The organism is Thalassomonas actiniarum (genome assembly GCF_000948975.2).
Taxonomy (GTDB): Bacteria; Pseudomonadota; Gammaproteobacteria; order Enterobacterales; family Alteromonadaceae; genus Thalassomonas; species Thalassomonas actiniarum.
Window position 1 is genome coordinate 3,993,669 of record NZ_CP059735.1, and the last position, 23,581, is coordinate 4,017,249.

General features: G+C 49.1%; 20 protein-coding genes. 4 read left to right on the top strand and 16 right to left on the bottom strand.

Annotation, left to right across the window (positions count from 1 at the left end; all coding sequences use genetic code 11):
* Nucleotides 1–77: 77 nt before the first annotated feature.
* Entirely contained in the window at nucleotides 78–2,036 is a 1,959-nt protein-coding gene (locus SG35_RS17325; protein WP_044831784.1) for a monovalent cation:proton antiporter family protein, read from the bottom strand.
* A 206-nt stretch (nucleotides 2,037–2,242) separates the two neighbouring features.
* Here SG35_RS17325 and SG35_RS17330 point away from each other — a divergent pair, with 206 nt between their 5' ends.
* Nucleotides 2,243–3,139, top strand: coding sequence for a GGDEF domain-containing protein (locus SG35_RS17330; RefSeq protein ID WP_044831723.1), 897 nt, complete (start codon nucleotides 2,243–2,245; stop codon nucleotides 3,137–3,139).
* A gap of 48 nt (nucleotides 3,140–3,187) precedes the next feature.
* Here SG35_RS17330 and SG35_RS17335 read toward each other — a convergent pair whose 3' ends face one another.
* The 3 genes from SG35_RS17335 to SG35_RS17345 form a co-directional block, all read right to left on the bottom strand.
* Entirely contained in the window at nucleotides 3,188–3,853 is a 666-nt protein-coding gene (locus SG35_RS17335; protein ID WP_044831724.1) for a hypothetical protein, read from the bottom strand.
* Between the two features lie 6 nt (nucleotides 3,854–3,859).
* Nucleotides 3,860–5,251, bottom strand: coding sequence for a DEAD/DEAH box helicase (locus tag SG35_RS17340; protein WP_084692585.1), 1,392 nt, complete (start codon nucleotides 5,249–5,251; stop codon nucleotides 3,860–3,862).
* 123 nt (nucleotides 5,252–5,374) lie between these two features.
* Complete coding sequence (locus SG35_RS17345; protein WP_044831725.1) at nucleotides 5,375–6,820, bottom strand: alanine/glycine:cation symporter family protein; 1,446 nt, start codon at nucleotides 6,818–6,820, stop codon at nucleotides 5,375–5,377.
* 169 nt (nucleotides 6,821–6,989) lie between these two features.
* On the opposite strand from SG35_RS17345, the gene SG35_RS17350 reads away from it, so the two are divergent.
* Nucleotides 6,990–8,132, top strand: coding sequence for an ABC transporter substrate-binding protein (locus SG35_RS17350; RefSeq protein ID WP_236702537.1), 1,143 nt, complete (start codon nucleotides 6,990–6,992; stop codon nucleotides 8,130–8,132).
* Nucleotides 8,133–8,235: 103 nt separating this feature from the next.
* On the opposite strand, the gene pntB is transcribed toward SG35_RS17350, so the two are convergent.
* The 12 genes from pntB to rnm all read right to left on the bottom strand — a co-directional run bounded on the left by pntB (nucleotide 8,236) and on the right by rnm (nucleotide 20,451).
* The gene (pntB, locus tag SG35_RS17355; RefSeq protein ID WP_044831726.1) at nucleotides 8,236–9,639 is read right to left on the bottom strand and encodes a Re/Si-specific NAD(P)(+) transhydrogenase subunit beta; all 1,404 of its coding nucleotides are present in this window, start codon (nucleotides 9,637–9,639) and stop codon (nucleotides 8,236–8,238) included.
* 10 nt (nucleotides 9,640–9,649) lie between these two features.
* Nucleotides 9,650–11,185, bottom strand: coding sequence for a Re/Si-specific NAD(P)(+) transhydrogenase subunit alpha (locus SG35_RS17360; protein WP_044831727.1), 1,536 nt, complete (start codon nucleotides 11,183–11,185; stop codon nucleotides 9,650–9,652).
* A gap of 370 nt (nucleotides 11,186–11,555) precedes the next feature.
* The gene (locus SG35_RS17365; RefSeq protein WP_044831728.1) at nucleotides 11,556–12,437 is read right to left on the bottom strand and encodes a THxN family PEP-CTERM protein; all 882 of its coding nucleotides are present in this window, start codon (nucleotides 12,435–12,437) and stop codon (nucleotides 11,556–11,558) included.
* 481 nt (nucleotides 12,438–12,918) lie between these two features.
* A complete protein-coding gene (locus SG35_RS17370; protein WP_044831729.1) occupies nucleotides 12,919–13,446 on the bottom strand; it encodes a YcgN family cysteine cluster protein in 528 nt (175 codons plus the stop codon).
* A 96-nt stretch (nucleotides 13,447–13,542) separates the two neighbouring features.
* Nucleotides 13,543–14,631 (bottom strand): lytic murein transglycosylase, encoded by a 1,089-nt coding sequence (locus tag SG35_RS17375; RefSeq protein WP_044831730.1) that lies wholly within the window; start codon nucleotides 14,629–14,631, stop codon nucleotides 13,543–13,545.
* A gap of 1 nt (nucleotide 14,632) precedes the next feature.
* Nucleotides 14,633–14,920: a YcgL domain-containing protein gene (locus tag SG35_RS17380; protein ID WP_044831731.1), complete on the bottom strand. Its 288-nt coding sequence runs from the start codon at nucleotides 14,918–14,920 to the stop codon at nucleotides 14,633–14,635.
* A 216-nt stretch (nucleotides 14,921–15,136) separates the two neighbouring features.
* Nucleotides 15,137–16,300: a ribonuclease D gene (gene rnd / locus SG35_RS17385; RefSeq protein ID WP_044831732.1), complete on the bottom strand. Its 1,164-nt coding sequence runs from the start codon at nucleotides 16,298–16,300 to the stop codon at nucleotides 15,137–15,139.
* Nucleotides 16,301–16,421: 121 nt separating this feature from the next.
* Nucleotides 16,422–17,285: a 23S rRNA pseudouridine(2605) synthase RluB gene (gene rluB, locus SG35_RS17390; protein ID WP_044831733.1), complete on the bottom strand. Its 864-nt coding sequence runs from the start codon at nucleotides 17,283–17,285 to the stop codon at nucleotides 16,422–16,424.
* A 137-nt stretch (nucleotides 17,286–17,422) separates the two neighbouring features.
* A complete protein-coding gene (gene scpB, locus SG35_RS17395; RefSeq protein ID WP_044831734.1) occupies nucleotides 17,423–18,007 on the bottom strand; it encodes an SMC-Scp complex subunit ScpB in 585 nt (194 codons plus the stop codon).
* Nucleotides 18,004–18,864 carry a segregation and condensation protein A gene (locus SG35_RS17400; RefSeq protein ID WP_084692587.1) on the bottom strand — a complete coding sequence of 287 codons (861 nt, stop codon included), beginning with the start codon at nucleotides 18,862–18,864 and terminating at the stop codon, nucleotides 18,004–18,006. The genes scpB and SG35_RS17400 overlap by 4 nt, the downstream gene beginning before the upstream one ends.
* A gap of 37 nt (nucleotides 18,865–18,901) precedes the next feature.
* Nucleotides 18,902–19,522, bottom strand: coding sequence for an L-threonylcarbamoyladenylate synthase (locus SG35_RS17405; protein WP_044831735.1), 621 nt, complete (start codon nucleotides 19,520–19,522; stop codon nucleotides 18,902–18,904).
* Between the two features lie 56 nt (nucleotides 19,523–19,578).
* Nucleotides 19,579–20,451: an RNase RNM gene (rnm, locus tag SG35_RS17410; RefSeq protein WP_084692588.1), complete on the bottom strand. Its 873-nt coding sequence runs from the start codon at nucleotides 20,449–20,451 to the stop codon at nucleotides 19,579–19,581.
* 444 nt (nucleotides 20,452–20,895) lie between these two features.
* Between rnm and aroF the strand changes: the two genes are divergently transcribed.
* Together aroF and SG35_RS17420 are read left to right on the top strand one after the other, a co-directional pair.
* Nucleotides 20,896–21,909 carry a 3-deoxy-7-phosphoheptulonate synthase gene (gene aroF, locus SG35_RS17415; RefSeq protein WP_044831736.1) on the top strand — a complete coding sequence of 338 codons (1,014 nt, stop codon included), beginning with the start codon at nucleotides 20,896–20,898 and terminating at the stop codon, nucleotides 21,907–21,909.
* Complete coding sequence (locus SG35_RS17420; protein ID WP_044831737.1) at nucleotides 21,906–23,552, top strand: anthranilate synthase component 1; 1,647 nt, start codon at nucleotides 21,906–21,908, stop codon at nucleotides 23,550–23,552. The genes aroF and SG35_RS17420 overlap by 4 nt, the downstream gene beginning before the upstream one ends.
* Nucleotides 23,553–23,581: the final 29 nt, after the last annotated feature.

A 23,581-nucleotide genomic window follows, 5' to 3' on the forward strand; every position in this document is an offset into this window, starting at 1 on the left:
ATGACCTGAACCCGGCAACGCCGGAAAAATGGCTCCTTATGATAAAGGTAAAACAGCTGCCAGGATGCTTTGTCGCCCTATTCGCCTTTTTGCAAATAGCGCTCGGTGCGTTCTATCCTTCTTGGTTTGCCCCGCAATACCAGGGTATCCTGCGCCATCAGCACGGTTTTTTCATCCGGCTCTTCAATTTCCTGCTCTCCCCGGCGCAGGGCGATAATATGCACCCGGCGGCTTGCTAAGTTCAAGGATAACAAGGTATGGCCTATGGCATAGGCATCATCGGTGAGCAGAATGGCATGGGCAAATTCAATTCTGCCCTTGGCCCCTGAGCTCATATCCGTGTGCTCCCCCTGGAAAAAGCCATGCAGATGGTTATAGTGGTTTTTACGCTCTCTTTGCACCCGGCGGATAATACGGGAGAAAGGCACTCCGGATAAGGATAATACCTGGGACACCAGCATCAGACTACCTTCCAGGCTTTCCGGCACCACTTCATTAGCCCCCGCCTGCTGCATTTGATCCAGCTGATCATCGTTTCGGGTTCTGACCAGGATAGGCACCTTGGGCGAGAGCGACCGCACCTTCTGGATCACTTCAATCGACTGCTTGTCTTCACCAAAAGCGATCACTACCAGTTTGGCCTTATCCAGTCCGGCAGCATGTAGCAGCTCGGCTTGCCGGGAAGAGCCAAAGAGGATTTTTTCGCCGGCTTCTCTCGAGGTACTGACCCGCAGGGGATCGATATCGATGGCAACAAAGTCTATGCCTTCTTGTTTTAAAAAGCGGCTGACGGTTTGCCCGATACGGCCAAAGCCGCAAATAATGACATGATCGCTGAGCTCTTTTTCCTGCGGTAAATGCTCAAGTTCATGGGTATCAATTTTCCGGTCGTGGCTTAACCACACCGACCAGCGCCGGGCATTGTTGATCAAATAAGGTGTCATCGCCATGGAGATGACCCCTGAGCCCAGCAGGGCCGAAGCAACTTCCACCGACAGCAGCGACATCTGGCTTGCCAGGGCGATCAGCACAAAACCGAATTCCCCCATCTGGGATAACATAATGCCCCCCGCCCAGGCATCTTTTACCGACTCTCCCGCCCGTACCGCCAAAAAGCGTACCACCAGCACCTTGATCACCATAAAAGAAACCATTAAGCCGACAATCAATACCGGCTCAGACATCAAGACTTTTATATCGAGTTTCATACCAACGGTAACAAAAAACAGCCCCAGTAAAATATCCCGGTAGGGGCGGATATCCGCCTCCAACTGATGTTTATACTGGCTCTCCCCGAGCATCATACCCGCCAGGAAAGCTCCCAGTGCCATCGACAAGCCAAACCACTGGGTCAGGGCCGAGGCCAGCAAAGTCACCAATAAGGTGGTCAGTACAAAAAGCTCATCGGTTCGCACCTGGGCCACCAGGTTAAACACCCTGGGCAGCAGCCATTTGCCGATAAACCATAACAAGCCGACCACGAACACCCCTTTAACTAAGGCGACGATCAGCGCAAGCATCATCGAAGACTCCCCTTCCTGGGTCAGCATAGGGGTGATGATCAATAAAGGCACCACGGCGACATCCTGAAACAGCAAGACCGCGACAGCCAGCTGGCCGGACTTTCTTTTGGTGGCGCCGCTTTCGCTGAGCTGGCGAATAACAATCGCAGTGGAGGATAACGCCAGAATACCGCCGATCACAAAAGCACTGCTCAGGCTTTGACCGAACAAAAGAGCCAGCGACATAAACAGCACCAGGGAGATCCCCACCTGCAAACTGCCCACTGCCAGCACCAGGTGACGCATGGCCACCAATTTAGGTAAGGAAAACTCCAGCCCTAAGGTAAACAATAGAAACACTATGCCCAGCTCGGCAAAATGCTCATAATCCACCTGGGCCTGGGTCCAGGCCAGGCCGTGCTCGCCCACCAGCATACCCGCCACCAGATAAGCAAGAATTGCAGGCAACTTCAAGTGCCTGAAAATCCAGACAATAAACACCGCGCTGGTTAAAATGGCGAGAATATCAAACATACCGGTCAAAGTGGCTCCTTATCGTTAAAACCTTGTTGGCCGGGCGGCAATTGCTTGCCGCCAAAAAGCTGACACCAATAACAACTTAGTCAAACTATATATTAACCCAATAGGAATCAGCACCTTACAAAACAAAGAAAAATAAAAACAATCGGGCACAGTAATTGCTTTATTAAAACCGTTAGCCGAAGTTGTAAGGGGTCGAAATGCAAACAATAAATATCCTCGAAAATCGTTATTCACCATTCAATGCTTTTAAAGTCTTTGATTCTTCCTCGTTTGAAAATAAAAAACGAGGTGCTGAGCTATTAGAGCAGCTGCAGGTCACTTTAGACCTGGAGAAGCTGCTCAATATCTTTGCGATAGAGGCTGCGAAATATGTCGATTTTTCAGGTCTTTATTTTAAACATGGTAGCATAAGAAAAGCGATACGTGGTAGTCGTAGTGCCAGGAATGAACACCAGTTCGAATTAAAACTCAATAATGAGTTTATCGGCATGCTGACCTATGCGGTAAATTCCCCCATTAACCACACGAACAGCAAGATATTAAATCAGTTACATCAGTACCTGCTGTACCCGTTGCGTAATGCCATTGAATACCATAGAGCGATGCAACTTGCGATGCAGGATGGCTTAACCGGCCTGGGTAACCGCAGATATTTTGACGAACAGTTAAGAAGGGCCATGCACCACGCCAACCGTCATCGTTCCCATGTCGGCCTGGTGGTGTGTGATCTCAACAAATTTAAAGCCGTCAACGATACCCATGGCCACGCTGTCGGCGATCAGGTGCTGGTAAATTTTGCTGATGCGCTGCGCGCCAGTATCCGCGACTCGGACAGTTTATTCCGCTTCGGCGGCGACGAATTTGCCGTCTTAGTGGAAAATGCCACTGAGCAGTCGTTAACCTTGATCAAACACAGGATCAACCAGGCAAGCGACAATGACGCCCTGCTGGCAAAATATCAGGTCAGCTGCGCTTTGGGCACAAGCCTGATGAACCGCGCCGACAACGAGCAAAGCTTGTTTGAACGGGCAGATCAGGCGCTATACCATGAGAAAATGGGTATGCCGCACCACCTGAGCCTGGTAGAAGCTTAACAACAAAGGCTAGCTGCCCAGCTTTAAGCGTTAAGTAAACAACTGCTGCTACTTTACTTCGGCCTCAACAGCAGATGCTAACGACTTGAGCATGGCAGCGCGCTCTTTTGCCGTATCCCCCAGGGTTAAGCGGCAAAACCTTACCGCTTCGGCAAACCGGTTCCGGGTGTAGATTTCTAATACCGAGATAAAAAAGTGCTTGTCCAGATGAAATATCCGGCAATAATGGTTGATGGCATCGTTAAGCGACGGATATGAAATACCGTCAAAGACAAAAGTTTCCTGCTCTACTTCATCAAACAGTTCAACACCGTTGACCACCAGCGGCCAGCCCTGAAAATTGACGCGCCCCTGGGCTACCTGGTACATAAACCAGGCGCTTTTTTGGAAACCGGCAAAATTTCCCCCTTCAAACTGGCTTTGCGCCAGACTTTCCTCGGTCCAGTTAACCCCTATGGCCAGATCTTCATGGTAACGGCGGATCAGTTTTGACTTAACAGCCTCAGCCACCGCCCAGACAGAGCTTTTGTTTGCCTTAACAGCAAGCTTGCAACATTCATCACATCCCGGCAGGGTCAGCGGCGGGTGAGCGCAAGTCACCCGGGTGTGTCGGCTATTTGGAAAGGTAAAAGCGTGACCGGCTGGCTCCCCGCAAAACCAGCAGAGATGCCTGAAATCAAAAGGGATTTCTATCTGATTTAACCCGGTTTCCAACAAAGACTACCTGCGTTTTTTCTCGGCAGCCCTTTGGTTACCGGCAATCGCTTTTTTGCTGAGTTTTTTGCCGACAACTTTTTTACCGCGCACGGCTTTTTTACCCGAGGCAGGTTTGCCGCCACGTTTACCATCCGGCGCTTGCTCTCCGGCATTTTTACGGGCAATCTCCCGGTTCTTGTCACGGGTTTTCTGGTAACGGTTTTTATCCGGCACCTGCCCTGCTGCTTCACCATATTGCAGCGGCAAAGGACGATCCAGTTCATATCCGGGTACGATAATGCGTTCAAACTGGCGACCGATAAGGGCTTCGATGTTACCTAAGAACTTTTCATCTTTGGGACTCACCAGGGAGATAGCCGTGCCCGCTTTACCCGCCCGACCGGTGCGGCCGATGCGGTGGACATAATCTTCTGCCAGGAACGGCAGGTGGAAGTTGACCACATAAGGTAAGTCGGCGATATCCAAACCACGGGCGGCGACATCCGTGGCCACCAATACCCGGACACTGCCGCTGATAAATTTCTCCAGCGCCTGATTTCTCGAGCCCTGGGATTTCTCGCCGTGGCAAACCGCGGTTTTGATGCCGTCGAGTTTCAGCTCTTTCGCCAGCACATTGGCGCTTTCACGGGTACCGGCAAATACCAGCACCTGCTGCCAGTTATTGACGCCGATAAGCTCAGAGAGCAGTTCACGTTTACGCTGCTCAGACACCCAATAAACCGATTGCTTCACCTTGCCGGAGGTTGAGTTTTGGCGGGAAATCTCCAGCGTTTTCGGTGTCGTTAAAATCTGTTTGGCCAGGGTTTTCACTTTATTGGAAAAGGTCGCCGAGAACATCAGGGTTTGATGTTTTTGTTTGATATGGCCGAGTAATTTTTCAATATCGGTTAAAAAGCCCATATCCAGCATCCGGTCCGCTTCATCCATAACCAGGAATTTCACATGGCTGAGATCGACATTTCTTAAGCCGACATGCTCTAATAACCGTCCCGGGGTCGCGACTAAGATATCGACACCGTTTTTCAGCATCTGGGTTTGCCCCGGCATATTGACGCCGCCGTAAATCACACCACAGGTCAGCGGTAAAAACTCGCTGTAGCTGGCAATGTTATCCGCCACTTGCATCGCCAGCTCACGGGTTGGCGTCAGGATCAGGGCTTTAACCGTAGGTGTGCCGAGCGCTTCGGTATTTTTGCTCTTTTTGGCTAAGGCATCAAGAATAGGCAGGGAAAAGGCGGCGGTTTTCCCGGTACCGGTTTGCGCACTGGCAAGCAGGTCTACGCCGGTGCGGATCACAGGGATCGCCTGCTGCTGGACAGGTGTTAAATTTTTATAACCACAGGCTTTTACCGCCTTTAATAACTCTGCAGATAAACCAATTGCATCAACACTCATCACATCACCAATATAACCAAAAACAGGGGCGCGGATTATAACAGCTTTATCTTTTGACTACAGAATTAATTTATTTGTTCGCCACCGGTTTAAATTCACGAGCAAAATCAGCAGCAATCACCATCAATCTGACCAGATCTTGGCGGTTAAATTAAAACCTTGCTGCTGCTCCTGGCTGGCCCGGTAGCACGGGACTTTTTTCTGCTGTAATTGCCTGTGATAATCCTGGCTGATCACCAGCACCACTTTCGAGAGTAAAAACAGCGCCACTACATTGACCACTGTCATCAATCCTGTGGCTAAATCCGCCATGGCAATCACCTGTGGCAGGGAGGCCACGGAGCCAAACACCAGCATGCCTAAAAAGCCAATTCTTAAAAACCAGTGGCCGGCAGCATGATCCAGCTTTAAATATTTCAGGTTATTATCGGCATAGGCAAAGTTGGCCACGATAGAAGTAAAGCCAAACAGCAAAATCGCCACCGTGATAAAGTCACTGCCCCAGGCCCCGACCTGGCTGGCAAAGGCCTGCTGGGTTAATAAAATTCCCTGGATATTATCCCCTTGCACCGGGCTCAGTAAAATAACAAAGGCGGTACAGGAGCAGATCACCAGGGTATCGAAAAAAACCGCCAGCATCTGGATATAACCCTGGGACACGGGATGGGGCGGATAAGGAATGGCCGCCGCCGCCGCATTAGGTGAACTGCCCATACCTGCTTCATTGGAATAAAGCCCGCGTTTGACCCCCTGCACTATCGCCGCCCCTACCAGGCCGGAGCCTGCTTCTTTAAGGCCAAAGGCCGAGGCAATAATATCCGTGATGATGCCCGGAATAGCCTCTGCATTGAGCAGCACGATGGCAATAGACACCAAAAGGTAGGCTATCCCCATAAAAGGTACGGTAAGCTCGGCAAAACGGGCGATATTTCGTAAACCGCCAAGAATAACCAAGGCAGCGCAGATAGTGATAATAATACCCGTAGTGACAGGCGGAACACCAAAAGAGCCATAAAAAGCACTGGTGATGGAATTGGCCTGCACCGAGCTAAAGACAAAACCGTAGCCGAAAAAAAGACACAAAGAAAAAGTCACCGCCAGCGCCGGGCTTTTTAATCCCTTGCGCATATAATAAGCCGGGCCGCCACGAAAGGCATTATTACCGTCCTTTTCTTTATAAAGCTGTCCCAGACTGCTTTCGGCAAAGGCGGTAGCCATACCCAACAAAGCTATCAGCCACATCCAGAACACGGCACCTGCTCCCCCCAGGGAGATAGCCACCGCCACCCCCATAAGATTACCTGTCCCTACCCGCGCCGCAAGCGTAGTACACAACGCCTGAAACGAAGAAATCCCCTGGGGTGACGGTACTTTCGCTTCACCTTGCTCGCTACCAGACCCTGAATTGGCTTTCCTGCTTGATCCTAACAGGGAAAACATATGAAAAAAGTGCCGAAACTGTATGCCCTTAAGACGCCAGGTAAACCACAGGCCGCAGGCAGTCAGCAAATAAATTAAAATGCTGCCCCACAAATAACCATTTATCGTCCCCAGCCAGGCTTCTATCACAGACCACTCCCCATTGATGCCAAATAAACACAAAACATATTAAAAAATAAGAAAAAACATGCTACCGGCAAAAGCCGGGAATAGCAAAAAAGCTTTTGCCCCTGTTAGCTGGCGCTAAAGATCACTTCTATACTAGGTACACCGACCTAACATCAGGATTTATTAAGGCGTGTGGCACAACAGCTTGCGTAACATCTCCGGTAAAATAGCCATAGGGCTTATTTTTTGTCTTTGCAGCACCGGGGAGTTGTGGGCTAAGGAAAGCTTACGTATCTTTACCTGGGACGGTTACGTCACCAAGCAGGACTTAACCCAGGTTAACAAACTGCTTTCTGAGCAAAACTATGACATTGAAGCCAAAGTGATCACCCCTTTTGCCGATGATGCCGATCAGATGTTTAATGTCATCCGCGCCGGCAAGGCAGATGTTACTTTTCTGACCTTATTTTTTATTAAAATGCAGCACCAGCGTATGCTGCATTTATTACAGCCCATCAATACCCAGTCCCCCAGACTCAGCAATTATCAAGCACTGGAGCCGAGCTTGACCGATATTCCCATGGGCATGGTCGAGAATAAAAAGTTCTATATTCCCTGGGGCGGCGGTGCTTATGGTTTTTATGTCAACCGCAATCAGGTGGAGAAACAAGACATTCCCGTCTCCCTGAACGACTTATGGCTGCCGAAATGGCAAGGCCGGGTTTCCTATAACCTCAGCCAGGAATGGTACAATATCGGTATTACCCTGATGTCGATGGGAAAATCTCCCTTTTATATCAATGAACTGGTGCGCAAACACCAGCATGCCCGGCTGATCGAACTTAAAGCCGAAAACAGCGACTTGATAACCAAACTCACCCGCCTTTATGCCAATGCCGGTCATTTATGGCATAGCGGGCCGGTATTTCACGAAAACTTGCATATTGTCAGCAGCTGGGGACCGGAGATCATGCGGGAAAACACTAAAGGCAACAACTGGCAGTTGATCCAGTTTAAAGAAGGCAGCATGGTGTGGCTGGATACCATTAACTTTGTCCATTCTTTAAAAGGCAAAAAGCTCGAAGCAGCGGAAATTTTTGCCAACTACTTTATCGGTAAACAAGTGCAAAACCGTATCGTCACTTCATTATCTATGGTGGCAGCCTCCAGCCTGGTAGAGAGCAATCCGATCATCGATAATAATCCAACATTTTTTCAAAATGATCTCTTTGTTCCCCCATACGATACCGTCTCTGGTAATATCGTGACCACACTGACCGAACGGGCGCTTGCCGGTGCTAAAATCATGCAGAAGGCGACGAGTCAGGATTAAGACTATAGTTTCTATCCTCACTTAAGGTGAAAAACAAAAAAACAGGCCAGTCATTAATGACTGGCCTGAACAGGTTTGAGCTTGTTTAAACGAACAACAAAAACTACATCGCCTTGAAAATCATCTCCACCGACTCTTTAGCATCGCCAAACAACATCTGGGTATTGTCTTTAAAGAACAGCGGATTCTGTACGCCGGCATAACCGGTATTCATAGAGCGTTTAAAAACGATCACATTTTTCGCATTCCACACTTCCAGTACCGGCATACCGGCAATCGGACTGCTGGGATCTTCAGCCGCCGCCGGGTTAACGGTATCATTGGCGCCGATAACCAGGACCACATCGGTATCGGAAAAATCATCATTGATCTCATCCATACCCAGCACAATATCATAGGGCACCTTGGCTTCCGCCAGTAATACATTCATATGTCCGGGCAAACGTCCCGCCACCGGATGTATGCCAAAACGCACATCCACCCCTTTGGCTTTTAACTGCTGGGTCATTTCATAAACCGGATATTGTGCCTGGGCCACCGCCATACCGTAACCCGGAGTAATAATGACTGACTTGGCGCCGGAAAGTAATTCCGCGACCGCTTCCGCCTGAATTTCCACATGGTCGCCATAGTCCGCTTCACTGTCGACTTTGACATCGGTACCGAAACCGCCGGCAATAACACTGATAAACGAGCGGTTCATGGCCTTACACATGATATAAGACAGGATAGCCCCCGATGACCCCACCAGGGCGCCGGTAACAATCAGCAAATCGTTGCTGAGCATAAAACCGGCTGCCGCTGCCGCCCAACCAGAATAGGAGTTAAGCATAGAGACCACCACAGGCATATCCGCGCCGCCAATAGAGGCCACCAGATGCCAGCCAAACACCAGGGCAATGCCGGTCATAATATAAAGATGCAGATCGCTGCCCCCCTGCTGGACAAAAATCACCATCAAGACCACAGAAGCGATACCGGCAAGCAAATTCATTTTATGCCTGTGGGGTAACATCAGCGCCGCCGAGTTAATTACCCCTCTTAATTTACCAAAAGCAACTACAGAGCCGGTAAAGGTCACCGCGCCGATAAAGACCCCTAAAAACACCTCGACAAGATGAATATTAGTTGCCATCTGCTGCTCAGCCGTCAGGTTCAGGCCCGGGCCATGTTGCATTTCAAAATAACTGTTATAACCGACCAATACTGCGGCTAAACCGACAAAGCTGTGTAATATCGCCACCAGCTCGGGCATTTCTGTCATTTCTACTTTTTTTGCCAGGCGTAACCCTATCAGGCTACCGACTATCATAGTGCCGACAATAATATGAATGTTCGACACCCGCTCATCGGCAATAGTCGCCGCCAGGGCGATGATCATGCCTATCACCCCGTACCAGTTGCCCGACTCGGCGGACTCCTGCTTACTCAAGCCCGCCAAACTGAAGATAAACAACAAAGCGGCAATAACATAAGCGGCCGAAATCAAACCTAAAGAAACTTCCATGACTGACCCCTTATTTCCTGAACATCTTTAACATACGGTTGGTGACAACAAAGCCACCAACAATATTAATGGTGGCAATGAGCACGGCAATGCCTGCCAATATCTGGATCAGGAGATTATCCTGCCCTACCTGCAACAGCGCGCCGACCACGATAATGCCGGAAATGGCATTGGTGACACTCATCAGCGGTGTATGCAGCGAATGGGACACATTCCAGACCACGTGATAACCGATAACGCAGGCAAGCACAAACACGGTAAAGTGGGAAAGAAAATCCGCCGGGGCAACACTGGCGACCCAGCCAAATAAGCCTGCACCGACTAACATAGCCAAGTGTTTCTTGGTATTAGATTTTGGCTGCTTGTCTTCGGCAGCAGCTGCTACCGGGGCCACCTGAGGTTTAGCCGGCGCCGCACTCACCTGGATCGGTGGTGGCGGAAAGGTCACTTCATCATTTTTCACCACCGTCATATTGCGTATGACCTGGTCGTCAAAGTCAATGTTCAAGCTGCCGTCTTTTTCCGGACAAAGCAGTTTAAGCAGGTTAACCAGATTATTGGCATAAAGCTGTGACGCCTGGTTAGGCAAACGGGAAACCAGGTCGGTATAACCGATAATAGTTACCCCCGCCACCTCGGTAATTTCTCCCGCCTGGGTTAACTCACAGTTGCCTCCCCCGGCAGCGGCTAAATCCACCACTATAGAGCCGGGTTTCATCGAGCGCACCATTTCTTCGGTAATAAGTTTCGGCGCCGGTTTACCCGGGATCATCGCCGTGGTGATAATAATATCGACCTCTTTGGCCTGGGCGGCAAATAACGCCATTTCGGCATCGATAAAGGCCTGGCTCATTTCCTTGGCATAACCGTCTCCTGAGCCGGTATCTTCCGGCTCTTCGTAGTCCAGCTCCAGGAATTCCGCCCCCATGCTTTCAATTTGTTCTTTCACCTCGGGACGGGTATCAAAGGCGCGCACTATCGCCCCTAAACTGCCGGCGGTACCTATGGCGGCGAGCCCGGCAACACCGGCGCCGATGATCATCACTTTTGCCGGCGGCATTTTACCGGCGGCGGTGATCTGCCCGGTAAGGAAGCGGCCAAAGTGATGGGTGGCTTCTATCACCGCCCGGTATCCGGCAATGTTCGCCATCGAACTCAGGGCGTCCATGGATTGCGAGCGCGTCATTCTCGGTACCATTTCCATGGCCAGGGTAGTGACTGATTTATTGCTCAAGGTGTCGAGTAGTTCGCCATTTTGCGCGGGGGCAATAAAACTGACTAAGGTGCTGCCGGGTTTTAATAAACTGGCTTCTTCCTGTGTCGGTGCATTGACCTTCAACACCAGATCCGATGCAAAACTGGTTTTGGCATCAACTATGGTGGCCCCGGCATTGATAAATTCTTCATCGGTAAAACTGGCTCGACTTCCGGCCTCCGACTCCACTTGCACCGAAAAACCTAATTTAATTAATGCAGCCACTGCGGTCGGTGAACCGGCAATGCGATTTTCACCCGTTTGTGACTCCGAGGGAATTCCTATGATCATAAAACACCTTCAACAAAGTAAAATTAGCGAGAGCGAACACATGAAATACTAAGTACTGCGTTATATTTCCTAGACTTTCTTTTGTCCCTTTAATGTTGTACCACTTATCGCAGCACGATAACACAGCAAAAAACAAGATTAGGGCTATTTTGAATATTCAAATTGGTAATACCTTATACAGATGACTGAAAGTTATCGATTTTGCTAAAAATTATCGACAGATTTCACGCGCGGGGAAAAAGCTGAAGGGGCATTAGTGATTAAAAGTCTCAACTTAAAGATCTGAACAACTGGCTCATTCATCGTTACCGATAAAGTAAAAAGCCCCTGAACGGGGCTTGAGGTGATCTATGATAAACTCAGCTTAGTCTTAAGCCTTTTTATTTCTTCGCTTAAAGCCCATTCCTAACAAGCCCATACCAAGTAACAACAAGGTTTCCGGCTCAGGAACCCGACTTAAGCTCACCATGGTATAAAAAGTGGATGACTTTTCTTCTTCCGTCCATAAACGGTCGCGGTCTATCGGGGCAACACCGTCTTCAGAAAAGAAAACCGTTAACGCAAAGTGCTCACCGTCAATATAGAAAGGGATCGAGAATGGCAGGGAATCGGGTAAAGGGTCCGGGTTATCTACTGAAAAATCAAAGTAATCATCACATGCAGAGACAAAGACATGATCACCGCTGCTGGGATCGACATCATCACTGACACGCTCACAGGTATCAGTCGAACTGGTATTAAAGGTTTCTTTAAAATCAATGTTAAATTCTGTACTGACGTCACTGGTAAAATCATCAACCACAGTCGTGCTGCCAAAACCCGCCGCGATGCCGCCGGAATGGCTACTGCTGAACTCCAGCGAGCCGGCAATAGAGGCCGTCATCAACCAGGCAAATTGCGCACTGATATCAAAATTATTATGGGTAATGGCTGATACGGCATAAGCGGTATCTAAAGCATCGATATCAGGGGCAAAGTTTTCCAGGACTAATGAGCTGTAAGTTCCGTTCCCTCCCCAGCGTAAACCTTCATGAACAGTAGCTCCGCCGCTTTGGTCCGCGTCAGCGACCAGGGTACCATCAGGCATTTGACTGACATATTCAGTAGAGGCGACACCTTGTGCCAGATCTTCAGTGTAATGGTTGAATCCGCCTTCAGCGGCGATAGACAGGTATGTTGCGTTTGCATTAGCAGATAGAACGCCGGCCAGGATACCGAGCGTGATTTTCTTCATCAGTCCATGATATTTCATAGAGTTTCCTTATCATTGTTTTATAAGTTATTTAATTATGTACACCTATCAATTAGTTACTGCCTGAAACTACGAACTACTGCTGGCTACCAAGCATCAACCACGCCAAACATTAAATAACAAACAAAAACAGACACTTAAAATAATCCATTTATAATCAGCCAAACAAGCTGTAAAAAAAACAGACGATTTCAGCGTGTTTTTTATACTAGAAGTAATTATTCTGATTTGGCAGATCAGGAGAGGAAAATATATTTTATATCGGGAGCTTAAGAATAAAGCCATGGCAACAAACTGATTTAAATGAATATAAATCTTTTTATTAGCTAGCCGTAGAAATTAAAGATAAAGAAATAGCAAAAACAATATAGAAGGTATGTAAAAAGATCTGACAAAACAAAGCGATGAATACCTTAAGTCACCGCTGTGCCTTCACTCTGGTTTTGTTGTGTAATAGCTTTATTGTCTGGCATTACTCAAGTTAATCGATATCATCCAATGGCCACAGTACAATATAATCTTCAAACTCATCCAGGTTGACCTGATCATCCTTAATAACTTTCCCCCGCACCGACATGCCGGCTTTATGCATGGCAGACTTTTTCCCCTTATGCAGTAAAGGGTGCCAGGAAGGCATGCCCCGCCCCTCGTTCAAACGCCGGTAGGTGCAACTGGGCGGCATAAAAAAGACATCATCAAGATTATCCTGGGTCAGCCTGACACAATCAGGCACCAAAGTGGTTCTTTTTTGGTACTGGGAGCACTGACAAGTCTTGTCGTTTAATAAAAAACAGGCAATGCTGGAATAGACCATATGCTCATCTTCAGCGATATGATCGGTCGGCAAAAGCTCAGTGGTTTCGTCTGTGGTTTCATCATCGATAAACTTGTGCAGGCAGCATTTGGCACAACCGTCACACAAGGACTCCCACTCTTCCCGGGTCATTTGTGCCAGGGTTTTACTTTCCCAGAAAGGGACTTGTGCTGCTTCGTTTTTGTTACTGCTCATGCTCAACTGATTTACCGTTTAACTGCTTTAAATAATGAAAAACGCCCGGGCAGTTCACTGTCCGGGCGTTGCATTATAACAAAAATTTGCCGCGATTTACTTTTCTTTTGCCACTTTTAGCGGCGGAAACTTGATCCTGTCTGACAAGTGCCCCACCGAGCTGACAAAATAATAAGAAAGGTTCCAGTGCATCAAGCTCTTATAGTTATCATAAGCAAGGTACACCCGGCCGTTCTCATCATCAGGAAACACCAGGGCAGCCTTAATGTTGACTTTAGGCAAGTTAGTACCGTCACTGCGACGTACCCCGAGTTGCTGCCATTCTGCCAGCGATTTTTCCGATTCGGCCCAGGCTTTGAGCCAGTTTTTCCGGCTGCCGGTATTTTTCGGGATCGCCAGCGAATGGTCAAAGTTCTCCGGTAATTTCACCTGGCGTCCCCAGGTAAGTTCATCACTCCAGCCTTCCTTACTTAAATAATTGGCCATCGAAGCAAAGACATCGGCGTGGTTGCCCCAGATGTCTTTTTTACCGTCGCCGTCACCGTCGACCGCATAACTGACAAAAGAGGTCGGCATAAACTGGTTTTGCCCCATAGCGCCGGCCCAGGAGCCCTTCATCTTGTCTATACCGATATGTCCCTGCTCCAAGATGGTCAGCGCCGCCCATAACTGCTTTTTAAAGAAAGCTTCACGGCGGCCTTCATAAGCCAGGGTTGATAAGGCAGAAATAACATTATAGTTGCCCATAATACGGCCAAAGTTAGTCTCCAGGCCCCATAAGGCAACAATAAACCTTGGCTGCACCCGGTACTTGTCCCCTATCTGGCTCAGCAATTCCCTGTGGGTCTGAAACATTTCCCGGGCACGGTTAACTTTCCAGTCAGGTACCCTCTTAGGTAAATAAGTATCAAGGGTTTCTACTTTTTCCGGCTGGTTGCGATCCGCTTTAACCGCACGTTTGTGAAAGGTCACATTGGCAAAACTGCTGTCGAGCAAGTCCTGAGTAAAACCTTTCTCCAGCGCTTCGGCTTTTAGCTGTTCAACATAAGTTTCAAAACTGGGCTTTTGTACCTCAGATGTCTCAGCTTCAACCGCAAAGCTATTAGCCGATAACAAACCGGTGCTTAATGCCAAAGACACCAGGGCCGCTTTCACTTTATTGCCTAAAAGAAAGTTCGCAGTCATATCAGTTGCGCTCCTGCTGTTGTTTTTGCATCGCCTTATGCTCGGCCAACAAATCTTCCTTCGGCGGCGGTAACTGTAAATAATAACCCTGCTCGGTTAAATTCGTTTTTACTTTTTCGATATCTGCCAGCGCCAGTTTTTCTTTGGTGGCTAAATTAACCAGGGTAACCAGCTGCGGGGTACCAAAGGTAGACATCAGGGGAGCGGGTACATCGGAGAAGTCGTCACGTTGTTTGATAAAGAGATAAGTTTGTTCTTTTTTCGGGCTTCTATAAACCGCACATAGCATAATGGAGACCTTAGTATCAAAATCGGCTGAAGATGAAAATTCAATATTGAAAATATGAAAAAACAGACCGCCAATATAGCATGTGCATTGCCACGAATTCACGTTTTTTCTCTCGCGGCTACCACGCCAAGGTAGGGGTTGGCTTATTTTCCATCAACTTTTCATATCCGCTGAGGTAAAATAAGCCGGTATTAACTGGCAAAAGTGCTTTTGCCGTTATTTTGCCTCGCCAAAGCCTGTTTCGGCAAAGCGCTGCAACTTCTCGCCGAACAGTTTCAAACGCCAGTTCAACAAAATATCCACCGAAGCCGTATCCTGCCCGGCGCCGTTAATTTTAAAATACCAACTGAGAAACTGGTTGATTTGTTTTTTGGACGCCAGATTTTCCACCGCCAGGTTGGCGTCTTTGGCCTCGCTTGCGATGAAATTTTTCACCTTCTTAAAAATCTGCTTATAACCCGGGTATTCATCCAGACGAATAATTTTATCCGGATAGCTCTCTTCGCTCACCGCATCCGCCTGTTTTAATACCGCCAGCATGGCTTTGCCCTGATGCCTGATATCAAGCACATCTATACCTTCGATATGGGCCATGGCGCCGACACTTTTTGGCGCACGCTGCGAAAGCGCGATCAGGGTGTCGTCCTTGGCAATAAAACCCAAAGGCAGGTCCCGTACCTTGGCCCGCTGGTAACGCCACCTTGCCAGGAATTTTAAATTGTTGAGCTGTTTGGTATTTAAACGCCAGCTCATTTTAAGGTTACGGTACAGGATATCTTCATCAACCGGCTTAAATTTACGTTCGATCAGTAACCGGGTTTCTTCCTCTGCGGCCTCCAGCCAGCCGGAGTCGGTAAGCTGTTTAAGTATTTGCGGGTACACCTTAAAAAGATGCAGCACATCCGCACGGGCATAACTGAGCTGGCGCTCACTTAAAGGCCTTTTGGTCCAGTCGGTTCTGGACTCGGATTTATCCAGCTCAATACCGGTATAGTGCTGGATCATCGCGGCATAGCCCATAGACAGCCCCTGCCCTAAAAAGGACATCATGATCTGGCTGTCAATCAGGTTAACGGGTTTGCAATTGGCGGCACATAAGAACACTTCCAAATCTTCCGAACAGGCATGCAAAACCTTAACAATATCGCCGTTAGTCAATAACTGCCAAAATGGTGAAAGATCGTCGATGGCAACCGGGTCAATCAGGGCCAGGTGCTCGCCGTTACATACCTGCAACAGACCAAGTTTGGGGTATAAGGTACGGGTGCGGACAAATTCGGTATCAATCGCCAGCACCTTTGAATGACTCAGTTGCCGGCACAAATCAGTCAGAGAGCTAAAATCTTCAATATAATGCTGTTGTAATTGATTCTCTTGCACAAAAATTCCTGTTAGCCGCGGCTAAAATAAAAAGCTAATATAAAACGAAAAGGCCCCTGTTGCCAGAGGCTTGCACTAAATTGCCCCCGACATTGGCACCGGGCGCTTTGGATGACAACCCTTAGGTCCGTCTTCTGCGGTTAGCCTGCTGGGTTCTGTGCTGGTGTTTTTTCACCGAGCGGCGGATACGGCGACTTTTCGCGTTATCAATGGCTTTTTCGTCCACTTTAACCTTACTCTTGGTTTCCGGCGGCAAACTTACCAGCTTGCGGAAATAGTTCACTTCCTTTAAGCCCAACTCGGTCCAGCCCCCTAGCGGCAGCTGACGATGCATTTCCATATTGCCGTAACGGACCCGGATCAAACGGCTGACCTGGACATCCTGGCTTTCCCATAAGCGGCGTACTTCGCGGTTACGCCCTTCAGAAAGCACCACATGGAACCAGTGATTGCGTCCTTCCCCGCCGTGATAGGTGATCTTTTGAAAACGCGCCGGGCCATCTTCTAATTTTACCCCGCCGCGCAGGCGCTGCAGCATGGCTTCATCCACCTCGCCAAAAACCCGTACCGCATATTCACGCTCGACCTTATGAGACGGGTGCATTAAACGATTCGCCAGCTCGCCGTCTGTGGTAAACAGCAACATGCCCGAGGTATTAATATCCAGGCGTCCTACCGCCACCCAGCGGCCCCCTTCCAGCGGCGGCAGGCGATCAAAAACCGTCGGTCGCCCTTCGGGATCCTTACGGGTACACATTTCCCCTTCGGGTTTGTTATACATCAGCACCCGGCAGAGATCTTGCTCTTTGTCCTTAAGCACTACGGTATGGCCATCGATGCGGATTTGCTCATTACCTTCAACCCTGTCTCCCAGGTAGGCGGTTTTACCATCGACACTGACCCGCCCCTGGCTGATCACGGTTTCCATTTCACGGCGTGAACCTTTACCGGCACGCGCCAGTACTTTTTGTAACTTCTCAGACATAGGTCTTTAACTCTCTCTCGTCAGTTGCTTCACCTTCCCGCTTTAAAAACCGGGAACACTACGCATCTGGCTCTGTGATTTAATTAAGCCGCACTTTTGCCTTTTGATGGGCAAAGGTGCGGATTAACGCTTAGATTTTATCGGTTTTCACTTACCTGAGCGGGCATTGTATCATGATCGCCCAGGGATAATGCCGAAATCGGCATTAATTCTGGCAACTGCGCCAGGGAGGTTAGGGAAAAATAATCCAAAAAGGCATTAGTGGTGGCGTACAAGGCCGGACGGCCTGGCACCTCTTTATGACCCACCGTCTTGACCCAGTTTCTTTCCGTTAAGGTTTTTATAATATGGCTGCTGACCGCCACGCCGCGGATCTCTTCGATTTCTCCCCGGGTAATGGGCTGTTTATAGGCGATCAGCGCCAGGGTTTCCAATAATGCCCGGGAATAACGCGGCGATTTTTCCTTAAATAAGGCCGACAAATCTTCACTGTGCTCGGCAATGGCCTGAAAACGATAACCGGAAGCCACCTTCAGCAACGCTATGCCTCTACCCTGGTAATCTTGTGTTAACTGCTCAAGCACCTGCTTGATGCGTTTATTGGTGACCTGATAATCGAGCAACAATTCCTGTTTCAGACTTTGTACTGTCATCGGCTTACCGGCAATAAAAAGCGCCGCTTCCACCAAAGACTGTAATTTTTCATCCGTTATCGACTTCACCCTTTTAATCTCACTTGTAGCATGCCGTAAACCCGGCTTTGAATACACTCAATCAGTGATTCTTTCACTAATTCCAAAATGGCCAAAAAGGTCACCACCACTCCCTGACGCCCTTCGCCGGGGGTAAACAAACGACTAAATTCGACATAAGGGGCCTGTTTCGGCGCCTGCTTTAATTGCGCTAATATCGCGCTCATGCGTTCGCGGGTAGATAAACTTTCTTTATGAATATGATGATGCTCAAAGGCATTATTTCTTTTGATCACCGCATTCAGGGCCGCCATCAGCTCCGCCAGGCTCACTTCGGCCAGGACCTGGCGCTGGACAAAATTATCCGCCAGAGCCGCATCGGCAATAAAAACATCCCGCTCCAGGCGCGGCAGCTCATCGAGATCTTCGGCGGCCTGCTTGATCACTTCGTATTCCTGCAAACGCCTGACCAGCTCCGCCCGGGGATCTTCTTCTTCCTCATCCACCGTTTGTTTGGGCAACAGCAGCCGGGATTTGATTTCCGCCAGGATCGCCGCCATCACTAAATACTCCGCCGCCAGCTCCAGCTTGAGATCTTTCATCAACTCGACATAAACCATGTATTGCTCGGTGATCGGCAGTATCGGCAGATCCATGATATCGAATTTTTGTTTGCGAATAAGATAAAGCAATAAATCCAGCGGCCCTTCAAAAGTCTCCAGGATCACTTCAAGGGCATCCGGCGGGATAAAAAGATCTTGCGGTTTTTCAATCAGGGCTTCGCCGCGGATAAAGGCCAGGGGTAATACCTGCTGTACCATTTCCCCGGTCTCTTTTTCCCCTGCGGCTTTGTCTCGGACTAAACCAGGCTCGGCACTATGACTCATATGTTCAAGAAAACCTTAACAAACTATCACGACTTGCTTATTCAAAGGGCGCCGGATCTCCTTCCCCCACCCGGATAACATGGGCATCGCCGTCGGAAAAGTCGACCACGGTTGTCGGTTTCTCCCCGAGATAACCGCCATTGATGATCAGATCCACCCGCTTTTCCAGGACATCGCGTATATGCTCGGGATCAAATTCCGCCATTTCCTGCCCGGGTAAAATCAAACTGGTGGACATCAGCGGCTCTTTTAACTCTTCCAGCAGCGCCTTGGTGATTTCGTTATCCGGCAAACGTATGCCTATGGTTTTCTTTTTCGGGTTTAACAGGCGCTTGGGCACTTCCTTAGTCCCTTTAAAAATGAAAGTATAGGCTCCCGGGGTATTGTTTTTAATCAGGCGAAATGCGGGGTTATCGATACGGGCATATTCGGAGAAGTGCGACAAGTCCCGACAAACTAAGGTAAAATTATGCTCTTTATCTATCTCCCGGATCTGGCAAATGCGATCCAGGGCTTTTTTATCCCCGATATGACAGCCCAGTGCATAACCCGAGTCAGTGGGATAAACAATGACCGCACCTTCATGGATCATCGCCGCCGCCTGTTTCATCAGCCGGCCCTGCGGATTATCCGAATGTACATAAAAAAATTGACTCATCACTCACTCCTGTTTGTTATTCTTGCAACGGCTTTTGCTACTTTAAAGCAAACCGCCTATTGCCACAGTTGCCACACCGCCTTGCAGTTATCCGGCAAGGTCAAATGGCGGCCTAAATCGCTCCACTTGGTAGGATAATGAAAGTCAGATCCCATAGATGCATATAAGTCATATTCTAAACAATAAGTTAGCATTTGGCGACGTTGATCCGGACTCATTTGCGGCAGCACGATCTCCAGGGCATCACCCCCTTCTTCTTTAAACTGTACAATCAGCCTTCTCAACCACTTGGCGGAGAGATCATATCGTACCGGATGGGCCATCACCGCAGTCCCTCCCGCGCTATGGATAACCGCTATTGCTTCTTTTATCTCACACCAACCGGGTTTAACAAATGCCCGCTTGCCTTTACCTATATATTTGTCAAAGGCCGACTGCATAGTGCTGACACTGCCTTGCTGGTGCAAGACCTTGGCAAAATGGGCCCGGGTAATAGAGCCCTCGCCGGCAAGGGCTTTTGCTGCATCATAAACCCCGGGAAAACCGCATTTTTCCAGTTTGACCCCCATAGTAGTCGCTCTTAATTCACGTGCTTGTTGCTGCTGTGTGATCAGGGCCTGCAACTGCGGGTTACCGGTATCGATATTTAAGCCGACAATATGAATTTCAAAACCATGCCAGGCGGTAGAGATTTCAATGCCGCTGATTAGCGTCAGCGGCATTTGCTTGTCCCGGATATACTGTTGGGCCATGGCAATGCCGCGGGTGGTGTCGTGATCGGTGATCGCCAACACATCCAGCTGGCAGTTTACCGCGCGGTCAACCAGGGTTTGCGGCGTCAGCACCCCGTCGGAGCAATTGGTATGGCTATGTAAATCAACACGTAAATTTGAAAAATCATGGCTCTTGGGTGTTGACATCGGGTCCATTATGGGTTCTTCTATAGGGGATAATATTTTAGTTCGACGCAATTTTACTGTGAAGATGGCAATAATGATACAAGCAAAACAAACTATTTCATTGATTTGGTGGTGGCATAACTCTACATAAGTGGGTTGTGTTCTTTGCTTGCATGCAAAAAATTTCTAAAAACCCGCTTACCAGGCGGGTTTTTTCGTTTTTAGCCTTGCATATATTCACATGAAAAATAGAGGTCCGATGCAGTCAAAAGTGACCTCGAACAAAAACCAGAGATAAAATATTATTAACACTAATTTATAGCGCATTTATACCGCGTTTATACCGTGACAACTAGCGCTATTCGTTGAGGAATTAAAGATGTTAACAACTAAAGTAAAAAGCTGGTTTATCTGGTGGCTTTTGCCCATTTACGCCGGATGACAACCCTTTAAGAAATAATTTAGGAAATAACCATGATCATAATATTAAAACCCCAGGCAACTGAAACAGATGCCAATGAAATTCTTGATAAAATTGCCAGCCTGGGACTTAAGCCCCTCTACATGCCGGGCATAGAACGTACCGTTTTAGGCGCCCTCGGTGATGAACGTAAACTCAAGCAACTCCATTTAGACAGCTACCCTATGGTAGATGCCGTAAAACCGGTATTAAGCCCCTACAAGTTAGTCAGCCGGGAGTTGCAGGCCCATGACTCTATTATCTCCATCGGCGGCGTCAAAGTCGGCGGCGGAAAATTCACCGTGATTGCAGGTCCCTGCTCGGTCGAAGGCCAGGACCAGCTCTTTGGTGTTGCCGAGATGATCAAAGACCAGGGAGTTCCGCTGCTTAGGGGCGGCGCCTTTAAACCCCGCACCAGCCCGTATAGTTTCCAGGGCCTGGGCCTTGAAGGGTTAAAATTATTAAAAGCCGCGCGCGAGCAGTACCAGTTGCCGGTTGTTTCCGAAATTATCGATCCCAGCGATGCCGAATTAATGCATGACTATATCGACTGTTACCAGATCGGCGCCCGCAATATGCAAAACTTCCGCCTGCTTGAAGCCGTCGGTAAACAGGATAAAGCGGTATTATTAAAACGCGGCATGAGCGCCACCTTAGAAGAATTATTATTGGCGGCAGAATATATTATCAATGCCGGCAACCCTAATGTGATCTTGTGTGAACGGGGCATTCGCACCTTTGAAACCGCCACCCGCAATACCCTGGATTTAAATGCCGTGGCCTATTTAAAAGAAAAATCCCATTTACCGGTTTTTGTCGACCCTTCCCACGGTACAGGCGTCAAGTCCCTGATCAACCCCCTCTCCCGTGCGGCCGTGGCAGTTGGCGCCGACGGTATTATCGTCGAAGCCCATCTTAATCCCAAAGAAGCGTTATCAGACGGCCACCAGGCATTAACCGCGGATGATTTCTCCCGCCTGATGGCTGATATTAAACCTTTTGTTGCTGCGGCAGGAAAACAGTTATGAGCCATGGCCTAGCTTCGAGCATAAACAAACTTAATGCCAAGCCGGGGGCGGTGAATACCCTCTCGGGCTCGGCCCGCTATCAGGAAGATCCGCTGGCGGTTTATCAAAAGCTGTGCGGCGACCGGTTTAATAACCTGTTACTGGAGTCGGCGGAAATTGATAAAAAACATCAGCTGAAAAGTCTGTTGCTGACAGATGCCGCAGCAAAAATTGTTTGTCGCGGCAAAACCGTCAGCTTTACCGCCTTATCCGTCAACGGGCAAGCGGCGCTGGCGTTTGCCAAAGCACAATTAGCCCCCCATGCCGATATCAGCGGCGATAACCAGAGCTTTAACGCCACTTTTGCCGAAAGTGCCACTGAGCTCGATGAAAATTCCCGGTTAAAAGCCGTTAACCCGTTTCAGGGTCTGCGGGTCTTTCAGGAAATGAGTAACAGCGACCATCACCCGCTGGCAGTATTTCTCGGCGGCGCTTTTGCCTTTGATATGATAGCCAGCAGCGAGCAGCTGCCGGATGTCGTTGACGGCGAGAATACCTGCCCGGATTATGTTTATTACCTGGCAGAAACCCTGGTGGTGATCGACCACGAAAAACGCTCCAGTGAAATTATAGGCGCAGTATTTTCCGGCCCTGAACAGCAAAAATGTTATTTTGAGATCAGCCGCCGCTTATCCGATATCAAGCAAACACTTGAGCAGCCGGTCACTATGGACAAGACCCCGGGTAAAGCCAACAAAAGCGCTGATGCCCGGCCGGTGGAAGTGACCAGCGATCTGGACGATGCGGCTTTTTGCAAAATTGTCCGTTCACTGAAAGAACATATTTTGGCAGGCGATATTTTCCAGGTGGTGCCCTCGCGTACCTTTAGTTTGCCCTGCAGCGACAGCCTTAACGCCTACCGGGCGCTGAGGCTCAGCAACCCCAGCCCCTATATGTTTTACCTTAACGACCCGGACTTTTGCATCTTTGGCGCTTCCCCCGAGTCGGCGATCAAATACCAGCAGCATAACCGCCAGGTAGAAATTTATCCCATCGCCGGCACCCGGCCCCGCGGTTTTACCCCGGACGGAAAATTATCCCTGGATCTCGATTATCGCATCGAGCTGGAATTGCGCCAGGATAAAAAAGAGCTGGCAGAGCATATTATGCTGGTAGACCTTGCCCGTAACGATATCGCCCGGGTCAGCGAACCCGGCAGCCGCCATATTGCCGATTTACTAAAAGTGGACCGTTACTCCCATGTCATGCATTTAGTCTCAAGGGTATGCGGCACCTTGTCCAGTGATCTTGATGCCTTACATGCCTACCAGGCCTGTATGAACATGGGCACCCTCTCCGGCGCGCCGAAAGTACGCGCCACCAGCCTGATCCGCCAGTATGAAGGCAAACGCCGCGGCAGTTACGGCGGCGCCGTCGGCTATATTACCGGTGAAGGGGAAATGGATACCTGTATCGTGATCCGCTCTGCTTTTGTCAGAAACGGCACCGCTTATATACAGGCAGGCGCCGGGGTGGTCTATGATTCAGATCCCCAGGCAGAAGCCAATGAAACCCGGCAAAAAGCCCAGGCGGTGATCAGCGCAATTAAAATTGCGGCAGCACAAGCCGCCGTAAGCACAAACGACCAGGAGGCCAAGGTATGACATCGCTTTCCCAGACAACACTTTCCCAG